This window comes from Pseudovibrio sp. W64, from assembly GCF_001623145.1.
In the GTDB taxonomy this organism is placed as follows: domain Bacteria; phylum Pseudomonadota; class Alphaproteobacteria; order Rhizobiales; family Stappiaceae; genus Pseudovibrio.
In genome coordinates, this window is the sequence record NZ_LMCI01000018.1 from 398,461 (window position 1) to 415,005 (window position 16,545).

Genomic DNA, 16,545 nt, shown 5'->3' on the forward strand with positions numbered 1-16,545 from the left:
TAATCTAACTGATTAAAAGAAAGCCCTGCTCCAAGCGGGGCTTTCTTTTTTTATCAAAAGATCCAAATGAACTTCAGCGCCGTATCTCAGTTTAATCGAGGGAGGCGTAAATGGCTCATTATGAAAGAGACCAAAGTCTCGGGCCTCTTGCCCGTCTGGCAAGAAAAGCCCCATATCTGTCAAAAGAAGAAGAATACAAGCTCTTGGAAGGCTGGATTGTCAGAGGCGATCACAGATCACTCGATAAGCTATCTCTGTCTCACTCCCGCTTGGTCATCGCTCAAGCACTTCGGTTCAAGTCCTATGGTGTCCCGCTCTCTGATCTAATTCAGGAGGGCCATATCGGCCTTATGGAAGCAGCCAACAGGTTCCAGCTCTCCAAAGACGTCCGTTTTGCCACCTATGCAACTTGGTGGATCAAATCATTCATTCAGGACTATGTGCTCCGCAACCAGTCGATTGTTCGCGGTGGAACCTCCTCTCGCCAGAAAATGTTGTTTTTCGGCTTCAAACGTTTGCGCGCAGAACTCTCAAACAAACATCCTGATTTGAATGAGGAACAGCTGCATCAGCAAATCTCAGAAAAGACGGGAGCAAAGCTGAGGGATATAAGAATGATGTCTTCCAGATTAGGCCGGAAAGACACATCCCTCAATGCGAGCCTGAAAGGCAGCGAAACAAACCTGCAGCTTCAGGACACTCTCGCGGCTGAAGAACCTCTGCCAGACGAACTCGTCGAAGTGCACTTAGATCAGGAACGCGCAAAACGTCGTCTTTTCAATGCGATTAAAACGCTGCCACCACGCGAGCAGCGCGTCATTAAAGATCGCAAGCTAAAAGATGAAAGCGTTACACTGGAAGCCCTTGGCAAGAAACTGGGTGTTTCAAAGGAGCGTGTCCGGCAAATTGAGTCGCGAGCAATGCAAAAGTTAAAAGACGCTCTCACGCATTCGGATGGCTATGAAGCCAGCGGCTTATAGCGCACTGCCTGAAAAACGAGCTTCTTTAGTCGGTAATGACCTTCAGGAGTTCACCTGGCTTGAAGCGTTGGTTCGCCTTAACCTGATTGAGGATCGTGAACAGCTCCAACCGGCGCGATGGCTCAATGCCGCTCATGCCAACAGCAAGCTTGCGAGCTGTCTCTCCACCCTTCGCCTGAATAATCTTAACTCGAAGTGGGTTAAGTCGGGCTTGTTCCGTGGGGCTTAACTGTCGGAAGCTACCAAGCGACTTTTCAAAATCACGAGTAAAAACAGCGGTTGGCGAACGATTTGCAAAGATAAACCGATATCCGGTTAAGCCAATGCGAACAACACCGATGCGGAAAGACCAACCATCTGTAATTGCAGAGCCAATAACGGCTGGCAGACCATTGATCGTGGTTGGGCGAACACTGTTATCAATCAGGCCATTGATCCAGCCAGATAACATGTAATCAGTTAAGCTGGCATATCCCGTCAGATCAGCACCATCAAAACGCATGGCAGTGCCGGAGTTATTACTCGCCAACACTGCCTCGGCAGAGTTCTCAAGCACAAACCCTTTTGGCACACTAAAGGAGATGCCAAGGCCTTTGTGAAGGAACTGCCGCGCCCGGACATACCCTTCCAGTGGATCATCACCAAACAACATGCCATCCAAGCTGGTCAGATAGTCTTCACGACCATTCAGACCAATCCCCGGCGCACCGATCTGCCGTGCACTACGCACAGCGCGTTGAATACGATCAGGCGTGTTTGGATGAGAAGAAAGAAAGTCTGGCGCTGAACTGCTTTGCCCACCAAGCTGCTGATAGCGTGCAAATTGCCCCATGGTGTTCAGGAAGCGCGCTGCGGCGTAAGGGTCATACCCAGCGCCAGCAAGTGTTCTCACACCCACATCATCAGCTTCAAGCTCTTGCTCCTGAGAAAAGCGCGCGAACTGTACCTGCTTTTCTTTGACTGCTGCATCAATGGTCTGCTGATCTTTGCCGATATTGGTCATCACTTTGGTGACGAACTCAGCCTCTTCAGCCTGACGTTGGCGCTTGATCGCATGGCGCGCTGTCACGTGTGCCATTTCATGAGCAAGCACAGCGGCAAGCTCTGAGGTGTCGTTGGCAAGCGCCAGCAACCCGCGCGTCACATAAAGATAACCACCAGGAAGAGCAAAGGCATTGACTGCAGGGCTGTTGAGCAAAGTAATGCGGTAGTGCGCTTCAGGGTCTTCCGAAGCAGCAACAAGACCACCAACAACACGTGCAATAGCTGCTTCAGCCTTACCATCCTTATAGACACCGCCATAAGTCGCGACGACACGCGGATGCTCTCGCGCCCCAACGTCGCTCCCAAGCCCGGTTCGCAAGCTACCTGGTTTTTGAGCGCCTTGATTGGCAGAGCCGGTCAGCTGACACGCAACAAGAGCTACGGTCACTGCAGATATCACTAGCATTCTCAGGCTTGTCTGAAGTCCAGACAATGCACTACTCAAAGTCATTCGCGTTTCCGGCTCTTTGCCTTAGTCCAGAAGCTCCAACTGCGCTGGGTGCTTTAGCTCTATTAATGGTCCTTGGTTCAGTTGCATAACGCCCCTGAGGCGAACTCGCTTACCTTTCATCACTGAAAGATCATGCCCGAACTCCGAAAAATCCGCCAGCGTTCCCCTTTGAATAATCCCGGTTAAATCCTCTGTCCAGCGCTCACCAAAATTCAAGTATGTTTTGGATCGTGTTTGCCCAACAGAAATCAGCTTGGCTTCCACAATTCCATAAAGGCCGATTTGCTCGTAGCTAATTGACTTATAATCATTAATTACATTTTTAATGACCCATAATCCAACATTTTTCTCGCGAGCCATACTCTCCAAATTAATAAGGAATTTCAAGCAATTGAAAGCTCTTAATTGTGGCCTAACAATGGCCATTCCAGCTTTGACCAGCCTGACCGACAAATCACCCAATTCAGGATCAACCAGAATCGCAGGTCGGCGTCCCCACCGATCCTTTTGCTCAATCAACGCTTTTACCCTGACTTCCCGTTCCTCAAAAAAGTCATCAGCCAGCAGCAAATCCTGCTCTGCCATTGTCAAATCTGCGAGATAATAAAACTCACCGTCACTCGCGGTAAATCTCAAAGGATTTGCGAGCACCTCCTCCATCATGATGGTCGGCAAGCTCTCATCAAGAACCGAACGCTCATCACACGGCGTCGCCAACACGGTTCCTATACAGCTCAGCAAAAAGCAGAAAAAAGCAACAAATCCCCGGAACACAACAACCCACCAACAAAGTCCTATTTAGGAATTATATCAGGTCGATGCAGTCGGAACGCCCCCGAGAACTCTCTGAGAGCAAACCTGAAAGACACCGGTTGAGCAAATTCTCTTGCATGAACTGATACCTAGCTTGTTCACAGAGAAGCAATCTATCTCGCCTACAGCCAAATTTCATGATATTTGAAAACGCGCTGCATCCTCAACGGATGATAACATCTTAAGCGGATCGATCCGGTCACGGATCAAGACACGCCTAAAGGCCCCGTAGCTCAGCTGGATAGAGCGGCCGCCTCCTAAGCGGCAGGTCAGTGGTTCGAATCCACTCGGGGTCACCATTTATATGAAATTATAATGACCCGGTATGAGAAGATAATTGCTACGGGAACAGGCCTCTTTCTCCCTTCCTCATACGATTAATTCTTTGATTTTCTTGAACCTAAGACTGTATATAGAAACAAAATTTTAATCAGTTGTTGCGGTATCTGCGATCACTCTTGTTCCTCAGATACTTAGCATTAAATGCCGGTACATATCCAATGACTGCAAAGTACTTCTGGCGAAGAGCATTCGCGTATCTACTAGATCTGTTTATCCTCGGCTTTGTCATTACCGCTATTGTCGTCGCATATAACAGTGTTTTTTCTACACGATTTCTTGCGCCAGAACTTCTCAAGACAACTGCCTGTGCACCCCAATTTGACATGATTTCGCAAGATCGTATGGATGAGATCTTACCGCTCGAACCAGGCCATCAACGCCAGCAAATTCTCTGCAAGCAAACAAACATGTTTGCAAGTAGCTTCCACATAACGGCTCTTCAGAAAATCTGGAAGGAAGGCAATGTTACACGTTCTGTTTCAGTGAGTTACTACTCTGATGAATACGGTAATCAAAGAACTTACCTCCCATCAGAACCGTTCTTCTATTTGCTCGCCCCATTCGTATTTGCCTTGTTCCTTGCTAGAATGGGTCAGACCCCAGGAAAGCGTCTACTCAATTTGAATGTATATAATGCCTCTCTTCAGAAGCCTGATCTAAAGTCAGCATTAAAGCGTGAGTACTTTAAAGCGACAGTTCTCATCATCACAGCCTTGTTTGGGCTTTACTCACTCTATCAGATCATCACGTTAGATTTGGTAGAAGCAGGAAAACAAGCTCAGGAACTACTTCAAAACCTCGGACAAGGAAATTTCTGGCTTTGGATCGTAGGCGGGGTTGTTCTCAGTCTCGCTGCCTTCTGGTTTGAGTTTGGCTCATTCATACGATGGAGAGGCCGCACTTATTGGGATCAGTTCGCAAATCTTACGACGAGTAAGACAGAAGACTTGGTAATGAGAAAAGCCGAAGCCGACAAGGCTATCGCTGATAAGTAAACCGCCAATTGGATGGTGAGCTCTCTTCGGCTCGCCATCCAAACTTAAATCTTGAAGCAGTTCTTTCATTTGCATTTAGCTAATTGAGCCCACCATTGAGGCAGCCAAAACTGCACATGGAGGGTAAGCCATGAACTATATATCCAATGTGCTTAAACGGTGCGGAGATAACCTTCGGAACTGGTTTTACAATTGGATGGCCTGGATCAGCCGACAGAAGAAATAAGAGCACGAAGCTTCCCTGATCCTTCCATACAGATACTCGCAATGGGAAGCATCACCTCCGCTTCCCACCGGTCCAGCTGCGCAAAATCAGAAGAGCTCATCGCCCGGATTGCACAACGAGACGGCAAGACCAGCACTCACTGTATACGCCCTCTTTTGTAGCATCGCCTCTCTCATCTACGTTCGCTCTTACATGAAATTTCTGGCCCCGACCCCACCAACACGCCCTCACAAGCTACGTAATTTCACTCACCAATCTTAAACTTCGAGTATCTGCAAAGTAAGCTTATGTCGCTTTTTTGAGATATATTTCAGTTACATATCACAAATAGCACCCAGGCAAGATGAAGTCTCAACCAGACACTCGCTAAACGTTTAGGCAAACAAACAAAACAAGCAAATTCAGATAGTTATTTGACCGTTACGCTTTAGTCAGTACCGTCAATTCAAAGATATTTCAGAGTACTTACGGCATTCATAGATGAATGCGAATAACGCTTTTCTCAATACTGGTAGACTGAAGTCGTATACATGTAATGTTGACATATCACCGATACGTGCAATCCCTCTATACATAAAAACTAATGTTTCGGGGGGAGGCCCGTACATGGCACCAATACTAGAAATCAGTGACCTCAAAGAGCGCGCTCGCAGACGCGTTCCAAAGATGTTCTTTGACTATGCCGACTCGGGTTCCTGGACTGAGAGCACCTATCAGGCAAACGAGAGCGACTTCGCGAAGATCAAGCTGCGCCAGCGCATCGCGGTCGACATGACAGATCGCACGCTTGCTACCAAGATGGTAGGACAGGATGTCTCCATGCCTGTCGCGCTGGCACCAACCGGCCTGACCGGAATGCAGCACGCCAATGGTGAAATTCTCGCAGCACAGGCAGCTGAAGAGTTCGGCGTACCTTTCACGCTTTCAACCATGAGCATCTGCTCCATTGAAGCTGTTGCGGCGAAGACCACGAAACCATTCTGGTTCCAGCTTTACGTGATGAAGGATCGGGACTTCATCAACGCCCTGATCGATCGCGCAAAGAACGCAGGCTGCTCTGCACTGGTTCTCACATTCGACCTGCAGATCCTGGGCCAACGCCACAAAGATTTGCGCAACGGCTTGTCTGCCCCGCCAAAGTTTACGCCAAAACACATCTGGCAGATGGCAACACGCCCAATGTGGTGCATGAAAATGCTCACAACGCCAAACCGCACCTTTGGCAACATTGTAGGTCACGCAAAAGGTGTTGGCGATCTCTCCTCCCTGTCCTCATGGACAGCAGAGCAGTTTGACCCGCGCCTGAGCTGGGATGACATTGAGTGGATCAAAAAACAATGGGGCGGCCCGCTGATCCTCAAAGGCATTCTGGATAAGGAAGACGCACGCCACGCAGTCGATTCCGGCTGTGATGCGATCATCGTCTCCAACCACGGCGGACGTCAGCTCGACGGTGCACCATCCTCCATCGAGATCCTGCCGGAAATCGTGGACGAGGTCGGTGATAAGGTGGAGATCCACATCGATGGTGGCATTCGCTCAGGTCAGGATGTGCTGAAAGCCATCTGTCTCGGCGCCAAAGGCACCTACATCGGCAGACCGTTCCTGTACGGTTTGGGCGCAGGCGGTAAGCAAGGCGTGACACAGTCACTGGAGATCATCCAGAAGGAACTGGATACCACCATGGCACTGTGTGGCCGTCGCGATCTCAATACACTCAATCGCGACAACCTCTATTCCATCAGAGGCGAAAAAGTTTAGAGCGCATTCCGTTTGATTGTATTCACTCAAACGACAAGAATTCGCTCAAAACAAAGAAGTTAGGGCATGAGGCGTAAATGCAAATGAGCGCAGCATGCTCTAACACCAGCAAAACACTCAGTCGGGAGACCCAACGGTCTCCCAGCTGTCATTGCGTTCAGACCGGACAATCGCATCGATGATTTCCATATTTTGGATTGCATCAGCAACACCGTAAGGCAGCTCTTCTTCACCTTTTACCACACGAGAGAACAGCTCTCCCTGCAGCGTATACTGATCACAGGCAGCAACGCGTTCAACCTCAATCGCACCATCCCCCGGCAAACTGCCAGAATCGAGGCGCAAGATAGTCTCTTCACCAGCAGGTGCATTGAACGGGATGAGAATTTCCAACCGCTTGGCGGTCCCCACCAGATTGATACGCTGATACGGAGCAGACTGGGTTGAAACCGTAAACTGAGCCTGACGTCCTTCTCCGAAGTCCATCATCACAGATGTCAGACGGTCCGTGCCAAAATTTCTGTCACGATCAACAAGGCTCACAACACGCTCAGGCTCAGCATCAAAGAAGTAACGCGAAGCCACAATCGGATAGCAGCCAATATCCATCAGCCCACCACCACCAAGCTCGGCTTTATTGCGAATGTTCTGCGGGTCCTGATTGCTGTAACCAAAGAATGCCTGAATGCTCTGCAGCTTGCCCAGCTCACCGGATTCTACAATCTCAAGCGCTCGCTGCCACTGCGGATGCGCGCGCACCATAAAGGCTTCCATAACAAAGCGATTGTCAGGCATTTCCAGCAGAAGACGCGCTTCATCTGCATCAAGCGCAATCGGCTTTTCACAGAGCACATGCTTTCCAGCTTTCACAGCCTCAATCGTCATCGGCACATGCATGTGGTTTGGAAGCGGATTGTAAATCACGTCAATATCAGGATCAGCCAGCAGCGCCTCATAGGAACCATAGGCTTTCTCGATACCCAGTTCAGCAGCAGCTTTCTTCGCATTCTCCTCATTACGAGAAGCAATTGCGACAACCTCAACGCCTTTGGCTTTTTGAAGCGCAGGAATAACCTTTTCGCGGCCAATCCGTGCAGTCGAGAGCACACCCCATTTAACCATTGTAATTCTCCCAATCTATGCTGCAGGAACCGTTATTTAGCGCTCTCAAAAGTAACCACTTTCTGCCCGACCTCAGTTTTTGAAAACCGGTCAAGTTCAGAAATGGCCGAAATGATGTGATAGAGCGAGCTTGCTGGCGCCGCTTCTTCCACAAAGCTACCATCCGGCAAAAACTTGTCTTTCCAGAGACCAGCAGGCACGTCCTCAAAGAACAGTTCCAACGCCTTCAGCGCATCCTGCATGGATTGGCGATACCGAGGCCACTCACTCTCAGGAGTGCACTCCAGCATGGCAATAGAGCCTTTAAGCCATTCAGCCTGAGACCACAGACGCGCCAGTGGGTCACGCATGGAAAAGTCATCATTGATGCCCATCACCGCAACACCGCGCTCACGATCGACACCATAAACCTCCGCAATCTCAAAGAGACGCACAGCAGCAGCCCTAGCGCGATCATCACCACGCAGCTTGTTCCAGCGGCTCAGCAACCATGCCCATTCAAAATGATGTCCCGGCTCAAGCGCCCTGCCCTCATCACCTGGCATCGGAGACCAATCCAGCGCAAAGAACTCGCGCAAACCACCTGTTTTCTCGCAGATGAAATACTTCAGGCATAGCTCACCAAGCTCATCTGCCAACGCAGACCAGACGGCTTTCTGCTCAGAGCTCAGGTTCTCAGAGCGTTCCCATTCAAGACACATTTCAAACAGATGCATATGTGGGTTGGCACCCAGTGGCGCACGCGCAGGCTCAGCTTCCTGAAAGCCCGCAACAGGATGCTTGAAGCGGCTCTTCAACACATCAAGCAAAGCCCCGGCTTTCGCGCAGGCTTCCCCCCGCTGTTCACTGTTCACATCAGCAATGCTGGAAAGAGCCAGTAGCGCAAAGGCCTGATTGTAAAGGTCAAACGAAGTGTCGAGCAGCTCACCATCGGGCGTCGCAAGCGCACCGATATACCCATCAGCAGTGCCGTAGACACGCTCCACATAGGCTTGCGTGCGCAGCGCAACGTCCATCCACGGGCCATCCCAGCCCAGACGTCCCGCTTCGCAATACACAAACACCATACGAGGGTTGACGCGACCACGCCTGTTATCCGCACTGCCTTCACAATCCAGCGTGATGGTCTCAGCAAAACCACCATTTGCAGCGTCCTCGCCAGCTTTCAACCAAAGCGGCAATGCATCTTCAAACAACCACGCGCGCAACTTATTCAGGTGATCGACAATCACTTCCGGTACTCCACACCATCATCAGCCCGCTCCCACGAAACCCCGATGGCCTCCATATGTGCAAATGAAATCAATGCGCTTAAAGGTTCGACTAAAGGACCAAAAAACACAAATCCGAACCTACGACGAGTAGGCGACAAGACAAAGCCAAATGAGCAAGTTTTTGGGGGATTATGAAGTATCAGAAAGTTAGTGGTGCCGCTGAAAGGACTCGAACCTTCGACCCCATCATTACGAATGACGTGCTCTACCATCTGAGCTACAGCGGCGTTCCAACTGGCACAAGGGGTGTGCCGGAAAGTGGAAGTTTGATACCCAAGCTCCCAATAAGATGCAAGTATGATTTGCAATGACAGATAATGCATCCACCATCAATCTACACAGGCAGGAGACGCAGCAAAGAGCACGCGTCCTGCCTATGCAAGTCTCTTAGAGCACGTCGCGTTCATTAGCATTCACGCATCGTGCTCTAACATCTTTGGCCTAGCGAATTCTTCTCGTTTGATTGAATCCAATCAAACGGAACACGCCCTTAGCGGAAGAACCTGAAACTCTGATCCTTTGGAGTTTTCGGATCTTCATCATCTGGTTCAGGTCCTGGGTCATCAGGAAGCTGAGAAAGCGGGAACTCCACCAGCTTCTCATCTTTCTTCTCAGGCTTATCATCCGGCGAGCTCGGAGCTTCCTTCTCAGTCTTGGAAGGGTCCTCTACCTTGTCCGTAGCCTTTTCATTGGCTTTGGTCGGTGCCCAACTGGAAGATTCCACAGGTACGACAGTCGCACGAGGCTCTTCAGCCTTGGCTTGCTCATCCGGTTTTTTCTCAGCAGGCGGCTCTTTCGCCGTTTCTGTCACAACAACAGGCTCTGCAACGTCAGGCTTTGCCGCCGGGGCTTCCGCAGGCTCGTCCTTCACTGCAGCAGGCTTCTTTTCCTCCTGCGGTTTCGGCACAACGATATCCGCCTCCACCGGTTCTTTCAGAACCTGTACAGGAGCTGCCAGTTCAGGTGGTTCAAACAGTTTGTCATCGATGACTTCAATCAACTGCTCCTGATCCACAGCCCCTTCCGGTGCTGCCCATTCATAGGCATCCACACGGCCTGTCTTTGGAGAAACAGGTGCCCAGTTGGCAGAGACAATGCCATCCGCAGTCCAAACTTTATCGCTTGGCGCACGTACAGCGCGGGACAACCACTCACGAATACGGCCCTGGTCACCATGCTCACGCTCTTCAAGATCAGCCATCAGCAAGAACGCACGTTGCGTTGGCTCAGAGCGCAGAACGCGCTTGAGCTGGTCACGTGCTTCATCAAACTTCTTGGCTTCAATCGCAGCAACAGCAATCGCAATCGCGCCCTCAGAAGAGTAAGCACGCATGCTCGCCAGTGTTCTGACGCGGCTCAGACGATCCGTGACGGAATCCCCCGGACGAACATGAGCATAAGCGTCAGCAAGGTCTGGATGCGGGCTCAACTTCCAGGTCGCTTCAAGGATCTTACTTGCTTTGCGCACCTCACCTGAGCGTGTCCGCAGACGGGCTGCAACAATCGCAGCAGGTACCAGCGAAGGAGCAAGGCCATGCGCTTCAACAGCAAGCGTGCGTGCACGATCCGGATTCTCATTCTCCAGCTCAAGAGCACGCGCAGTTAGCAGTACAGCTTTCTGGCGGCGAAGAGTTTTCTTGTCCAGCATGCGAGCAGCATAGTTGCGCTCAAGCGTTGCAATGGCTTCTTCCCAGTCACCAGAAACGGCCTGATACCCAAGCACGGCATTGCCAGCCCAACGCAAACCCGGAACCAGATTAAAGGCTTCCTCAGCAAAATGACGTGCAGCTGCAGGTTCACTTTCCCGTTCCGCTTCAATGTAAAGGCCGTGCAAACCCACAGCCATAGAGCGATCATCTTCCAACATCGCCTCAAACCGGAGACGGCTTTCTGCATGATCGCCATCCAGCTGAGAGGCCTGCGCCAGAAGCAGGCGAGCAGCAGGCTCGTTGCCATCCAGCAGTTTATCCGCCTTCAGACCAAACTTGCGCGCATGCAGCGTATCGCCAGATCCAAGAGCCAGCAGCCCCTGAGACAGGGCGTCATAGCCTTTGTCTTTCCGGCGGCTCTGCATGAAATGGGAAACCAGAGTTGGCGACTTCCAGATCAACCGGAAGAAGCCCCAAGCCACAATCGACGCCACGATGGATGCACCAAACGCAACAACAGCTGTCAGCAAGCTTGCCTGAACAACATACCCCTGCCATTCAAGCGTAACGACGCCCGGACGGTCTGCCATCCAGGCTCCGCCAAGAGCCAGTAAAAATACAAACGCGAAAAAGATGAGAACGCGGACCATGTCCTTCGCTCCTTTCCGATACTACTTGTTTTCAGAAACAAGCGACTTCAAAACTTGAGCGGTGATTTTCTTCACCAATTCATCTGCAGCCAAACGGGCTTTCACCTGCTCGGCCCATGCTGCACCAGCCTGTTGCATCGGTTCTGGCAAAGCATCGTAAGTCTTAATCGCTCCGGCAAGGTCACCCGTAGAAACCCGGGATTCCATCGTGCCAAGCAACTCGCCGGAACTCGTGCCATCACTGTCAGTCGGCGTCCGGACAGAAACCAGTGACTTCGCGCTGGAGAACAGACGATCAACCACATCATCATTCTCACTCGTCAGCGACACCGCACTCATATCACGCGCGACCTTACCAAATCCGGCAATCAACGCGGCAGAGGACGGAATACCACTCGCAGCACTTGCCTTCAGTGGCGCTAACTCAGCAGCATCCCCTGGCAGCGCCGCTTCAACGGCAGCCAGTTCCGCCTCATAGGTCTCACCAGAATCCACAGCATTGCGCAAAGAGGCAATCGCAATTGCACGCGCCGCACGCTCCTGCGCACTTGCAGTACCAAGAGCCTTCTCCAACCGGTCAACACGTGCAGTAATCTGCTGTGTTGTCTCGGCATTCGCCTGCGTCAGCGCTTCAATCTTGCCTTCAAGAACTTTCTGCTCAGCCGTCAACTTGCCAATCTGCGCAAGCGCTTCGTCCACCTTGGAGCCAGTCACAGCCAACTGTGAACCGAGATCCTTCAGCTGTGTCGGCGCTTCTTTCAATGCCTGAAACTGTTTCTGCAAATCCGTCAGACTGCCTTGCATGCCTTTCAGAACCTGCTCAGCATTCTTTCGGGACGCTGCGGTCAGATCAGCAACCTGCTTAGTCAGCTGATCCTGTGTCTTCTTCATGCTGGCAACAGCAGCACCATCACCGGCAGCACCGTTGGAAATCAGCTCGTTCAGCTCTTTAATCTCAGCACCAAGCGTAGAAACCTGCTCTTGCACCTTCGCGGTCACACCTGCAGTCGCATCACTCAATTTACTGCTGGTTTCTTTCTGGATCGCATCCAGCTGATCAGTCAGGTTCTGAATGGTTTCCTTAGCCGCAAAACTACCCGCCGCATGATCTTTCAGCGCCGTAATTTCCTGACTCAGCTGCAAATAGCGGTTCTTGGAGCTTTCCAGAAGAGCCTGAACCTCAGTCGCATTCTGACCAGAGCCGGCGCCAATCATCTGGAGCATGCCAACCTGATGCAGACCAACGCCAGCACCGGCAACAATCAACGCACCAATAACGCCAGCAGCAAGCATCGCGCCAAATCCAGCACCTTGCTTAGGCGGATGCGGAGGCTTATCAGCAGGCCCGCCGGGTCCTTTGCCAGAAGGAGGCGGTGGTGGAGGCGTATCCTTGCCACCCGAACCAGCCTTATCGTCTTTGCCCTTCACAGGCTCTTTCGCAGCAGAAGCGGTGGAGGTTTTGCTAGCAGTCGTTGCCTTGCTGGTGCCTGTCGTCTTCGTAGCAGAAGGCTTTGCTGTGCTGGATGCAGCAGCATCCTTCTTCTCATCAGCAGCGGCCTTTGCGCTTGCAGCAGCAGTCGGCTTGGCTGTTGTTGAGGCAGAAGATGCACCCGCAGCTGGTTTAGCGCCCGCTGCAGGCTTCGCAGCAGCAGCTTTCGTCGTTTCAGTATTTTCAGTCTTCGCGGATGATTGTGATTGTTGTTTGCCAGTTGGCGGCACAGAGCCCGCCTTGGTAGAAGTCGCCTTGCTCGCAGCAGGCTTGGCCGCAGGACCAGCGCTCGCGGCAGGCTTATCAGTCTTGGAAACGTCTTTCGCAGGCAGGTCAATCGTGACAGGCTTTCGGGATCCACTGGAGAGCGGAGATTTCCGTGATGATGTTCCACCACCCGAGCCTGCCCCGGTGGACGCCCCACCCTTTTTGTCATCAGCAGCCATCAAAACCTCCTAGAATGGCGCGTTTCAAGCAGTTTCCAGCCGCGCCAATTTTCATAGTCACGCAATCTCGACAAGGCCTCTTAAGAGGCCTCTTTCTTAACATAAGCATCCCTTTAGCAAACTGCTATCAGGGAGAATTAGCACCTTGCCAAACAAACTGCGACTTCTCCATAGGGCTCAGAGAAGTGCAAATCACTTCCTCTCAACTTATCGAACCATTGAGAAGTTCAAACATGCTATCCTCACGCGGCGTTTTCGCAGTAAAAACCTCGCCAAACGCTCCAGCCTGCTCTGCAACCCGCCTAGAAACACATAATGCTTTCATAGAGTTAAGAAACACTATGGTTTTTTCAAGATTTGAAAGGCTGAGAAAAATTTGAATTGTTCGCGGAGAATAAAACAACGCACAATCCAGCATCCCTGCTTCAATCAGTTCACGGGTTTTCTCAGAAAAGCCAGTCGCAGCAGCCATTTGGTAGACCTCCACCATACGGCAGGCAATGCCGTGCTGCTCAAGTTGTCCGACCAGGTCACCACTGCGGTCAATCGCTGCAGGGTAAAAGACAGGCCCCGCCTGTTTGCTATCCGCAATCAGTCCGCCAAGGGAATCAACATCCCCATCCGCACATATGATCTCTTGGAAACCGGAAGCCTCTGCAGCTTTGGCTGTCGCCTCACCCACAGAATAGAGAGGAAGGTGCTGTAGCTGTGAAACAAGACCATTGAAGACAAGGGCTTCAATGGCATTCGCACTCGTCACAGCAATCGCTTTGGCGTCCCCAGCCACATCACCGTCAACGGTCAGCGGCTGGAAACTCAGCATCGGCTCAACAATCACCTCGTGTCCCATAGCAATCAGCTTCTGTGCAGTTTTATCTGCTTGAGGCTGAGGACGGGTCACGAGTATTTTCATTAGAGCTCCAGAAAGTTTGGACCAGACTTCGCCTTCAGCTCTTTGCCAAGCTCGCGGCCAATCTCTTCAGCATCGCTTAACGGGCCTTCGCCTTCAACTGTGTGCGTCTGGCTGCCATCCGGTTTGATCACCTCACCGCGGAAACGGATACGATCCCCTTCCACATGGGAGAGACCAGCAATCGGCGTACGGCAAGAACCATCCATCTCAGCCAGATAAGCACGCTCCAGCAAAAGGCGGCTTTCAGTCTCAGCGTGATGGATCGGCGCAAGAATGCGCGCAGTCTCTTCATCACCAAGACGCGCCTCAATACCAATCGCGCCCTGCCCGACAGCAGGAAGGAAGTGCTCCACATCCATCAAAGACGTAACCAGATCACCTTGTCCCAGACGACGCAGACCAGCGTAAGCAAGGAAGGTTGCGTCAACCACACCTTCACCAAGTTTGCGCAAACGAGTCTGGAGGTTACCGCGATACATCACCACATCAAGATCAGGCCGTAGACGCTTAATCTGTGCCTGACGACGCAAACTGGAAGACCCAACCACAGCACCCTGTGGAAGATCTGTCAGCTTTTCTACCTTTGGAGAAATGAAAGCATCGCGCACATCTTCACGTGGAAGGTAAGCGGTCATACCCAGACCATCCGGCAGCACTGTCGGCATATCCTTGGAAGAATGAACTGCCAGATCAATGGACTTATCCAGCAAAGCTTCCTCAATTTCCTTAGTGAACAAGCCCTTGCCGCCTGCTTCGGAAAGAGGCCTATCTTGAATTTGGTCTCCCGTTGTTTTTATAACAACAATCTCGAAGTCATCATCGGTTAACCCGTGTGCCTTCGCGAGACGAGCGCGTGTTTCATACGCCTGGGCCAGTGCCAGGGCGCTTCCACGTGTACCAATTCTTATAGGTTTTGTTTGCAAGGATCACATTCCCAATGCTAGGGGCTCATGTTAGATGAGCGACTTAAAATCATCGGCCCGCGAAATCAACCATGCTTTGCGCATGAGAGAACGACAAAAACCAAGCGGCCAAAGGAGACCAAACGTGCTGACCATCCTCGGCATAGAAACGAGTTGTGACGAAACTGCCGCTGCTGTCCTTGAGATTGATCAAGATGGCAAATGCGTAATTTTGTCCAACGTGGTGCATTCTCAAATCGACGAGCACACACCGTTCGGCGGTGTTGTACCAGAGATTGCGGCGCGCGCCCACATTCAGTTGCTGGATGGTATCGTAGATCAGGCGATGAAAACAGCAAATGTGAAGTACTCTAATCTATCCGCAGTTGCTGCAACCGCTGGCCCCGGCCTCATTGGCGGCGTCATCGTGGGCTTGATGACAGCAAAATCTATCGCCATGGCAATCGATAAGCCATTGATTGCAGTAAATCATTTGGAAGGACACGCCCTCACCGCACGCATGACGGATCAGGTTGAATTCCCATTCCTGCTGCTCCTCGTCTCCGGCGGACACACCCAGTATCTCCTCGTAAAAGCTCTTGGGGAATACGAAAGATTGGGCACAACCATTGATGATGCGATTGGTGAAGCGTTTGACAAAACAGCCAAACTGCTCGGCCTGCCTTATCCCGGCGGTCCGGCTGTAGAAAAAGCTGCAAAACTTGGTGATCCAACCGTCTACAAACTGCCACGCCCACTTTTGGACCGCCCCGGCCTCGACATGTCTTTTGCCGGGTTGAAGACAGCAGTGCGCACCGCCGCCTTAAAAGAAGAGCCTGTCAGCGAGCAAACCGTCAACAATCTGTGCGCTTCCTTCCAGGAAGCTGTCGCGGATGTTCTCGGAAAACGCAGTGCAAGAGCCTTCGAATTATTTAAAGATCGCTATCCGGATACGCCTGTCAAAATGGTTATTGCGGGCGGTGTTGCAGCAAACGAAGCAATTAGGATTCGTCTAAACGAGGTTGCCGCGGAACATAGTGCAGAATTAATCGCACCACCGCACAAACTGTGCACAGACAACGCCGCCATGATTGCATGGGCTGGAGCGGAGCGCCTGAGAAAACTCGTTGCCGAAGACCCATCTATTCTGGAGCAAAACGGTAAAGGCGACGACATGAACGAAGCCCCGCGCCCACGCTGGCCCCTGGACAAGATCTCCGAAAGCGTCGTCGGCTTCGGTCGCAAAGGCGCAAAGGTCTAATCAACGCACGAAAGCAATCAGCATGCATATCTCTCAGGATCTCGCAGTAACCGCGGGATTTTTTGGGATTGGAACACTGAAACTTATCCCCCTGCCCTCAACCACACTTATTCTCAGTGTTGTGCTCACGTATTCGGGCAGCTGGTGGACCGTCCATCAGTACGGCGTGGGCTGGGCGGGGCTACCGGGTGAAGTAACGCATCACCCGGCGGGTTCGTTGAAACACC

General features: G+C 51.6%; 13 protein-coding genes and 2 tRNA genes. 6 read left to right on the forward strand and 9 right to left on the reverse strand.

Features of this window, described 5'->3' with window-relative positions; translation table 11 throughout:
- Positions 1-110 precede the first annotated feature (110 nt).
- A complete protein-coding gene (locus PsW64_RS10585) occupies positions 111-980 on the forward strand; it encodes an RNA polymerase factor sigma-32 (RefSeq protein WP_057461900.1) in 870 nt (289 codons plus the stop codon).
- Positions 981-1,005: 25 nt separating this feature from the next.
- Here the strand turns inward: PsW64_RS10585 and PsW64_RS10590 are convergent, their stop codons facing one another.
- Together PsW64_RS10590 and PsW64_RS10595 are read right to left on the reverse strand one after the other, a co-directional pair.
- Entirely contained in the window at positions 1,006-2,412 is a 1,407-nt protein-coding gene (locus PsW64_RS10590; RefSeq protein ID WP_082827061.1) for a M48 family metalloprotease, read from the reverse strand.
- An 84-nt stretch (positions 2,413-2,496) separates the two neighbouring features.
- On the reverse strand, positions 2,497-3,249 hold the full coding sequence (locus tag PsW64_RS10595; protein ID WP_063303554.1) for a thermonuclease family protein: 753 nt from the start codon (positions 3,247-3,249) through the stop codon (positions 2,497-2,499).
- Between the two features lie 261 nt (positions 3,250-3,510).
- On the opposite strand from PsW64_RS10595, the gene PsW64_RS10600 reads away from it, so the two are divergent.
- The 3 genes from PsW64_RS10600 (at position 3,511) to PsW64_RS10610 (ending at position 6,612) form a co-directional block, all read left to right on the forward strand.
- Positions 3,511-3,587: transfer RNA gene (locus PsW64_RS10600), tRNA-Arg, on the forward strand.
- 201 nt (positions 3,588-3,788) lie between these two features.
- Positions 3,789-4,625, forward strand: coding sequence for an RDD family protein (locus PsW64_RS10605; RefSeq protein WP_063303555.1), 837 nt, complete (start codon positions 3,789-3,791; stop codon positions 4,623-4,625).
- 832 nt (positions 4,626-5,457) lie between these two features.
- Positions 5,458-6,612, forward strand: coding sequence for an alpha-hydroxy acid oxidase (locus tag PsW64_RS10610; RefSeq protein ID WP_057461904.1), 1,155 nt, complete (start codon positions 5,458-5,460; stop codon positions 6,610-6,612).
- A gap of 117 nt (positions 6,613-6,729) precedes the next feature.
- Here the strand turns inward: PsW64_RS10610 and PsW64_RS10615 are convergent, their stop codons facing one another.
- The 7 genes from PsW64_RS10615 to hemC form a co-directional block, all read right to left on the reverse strand.
- The gene (locus PsW64_RS10615) at positions 6,730-7,734 is read right to left on the reverse strand and encodes a Gfo/Idh/MocA family protein (protein WP_063290339.1); all 1,005 of its coding nucleotides are present in this window, start codon (positions 7,732-7,734) and stop codon (positions 6,730-6,732) included.
- A gap of 32 nt (positions 7,735-7,766) precedes the next feature.
- Positions 7,767-8,966: an AGE family epimerase/isomerase gene (locus tag PsW64_RS10620; protein ID WP_063303556.1), complete on the reverse strand. Its 1,200-nt coding sequence runs from the start codon at positions 8,964-8,966 to the stop codon at positions 7,767-7,769.
- Positions 8,967-9,159: 193 nt separating this feature from the next.
- A tRNA-Thr gene (locus PsW64_RS10625) sits at positions 9,160-9,235 on the reverse strand.
- Positions 9,236-9,498: 263 nt separating this feature from the next.
- A complete protein-coding gene (locus PsW64_RS10630; RefSeq protein ID WP_063303557.1) occupies positions 9,499-11,307 on the reverse strand; it encodes a heme biosynthesis HemY N-terminal domain-containing protein in 1,809 nt (602 codons plus the stop codon).
- Between the two features lie 21 nt (positions 11,308-11,328).
- Entirely contained in the window at positions 11,329-13,242 is a 1,914-nt protein-coding gene (locus PsW64_RS10635; RefSeq protein WP_063303558.1) for a COG4223 family protein, read from the reverse strand.
- 202 nt (positions 13,243-13,444) lie between these two features.
- Positions 13,445-14,155, reverse strand: a complete 711-nt coding sequence (locus PsW64_RS10640) for a uroporphyrinogen-III synthase (protein ID WP_063303559.1) — start codon at positions 14,153-14,155, stop codon at positions 13,445-13,447.
- Positions 14,155-15,078, reverse strand: coding sequence for a hydroxymethylbilane synthase (hemC, locus tag PsW64_RS10645; protein ID WP_063291779.1), 924 nt, complete (start codon positions 15,076-15,078; stop codon positions 14,155-14,157). Before hemC ends, PsW64_RS10640 begins: the two co-directional genes overlap by 1 nt.
- 127 nt (positions 15,079-15,205) lie before the next feature.
- Here hemC and tsaD point away from each other — a divergent pair, with 127 nt between their 5' ends.
- Entirely contained in the window at positions 15,206-16,318 is a 1,113-nt protein-coding gene (gene tsaD / locus PsW64_RS10650; protein ID WP_063303590.1) for a tRNA (adenosine(37)-N6)-threonylcarbamoyltransferase complex transferase subunit TsaD, read from the forward strand.
- Between the two features lie 22 nt (positions 16,319-16,340).
- A partial coding sequence (locus PsW64_RS27770; RefSeq protein WP_206599548.1) for a hypothetical protein occupies positions 16,341-16,545 on the forward strand: 205 nt, incomplete at its 3' end.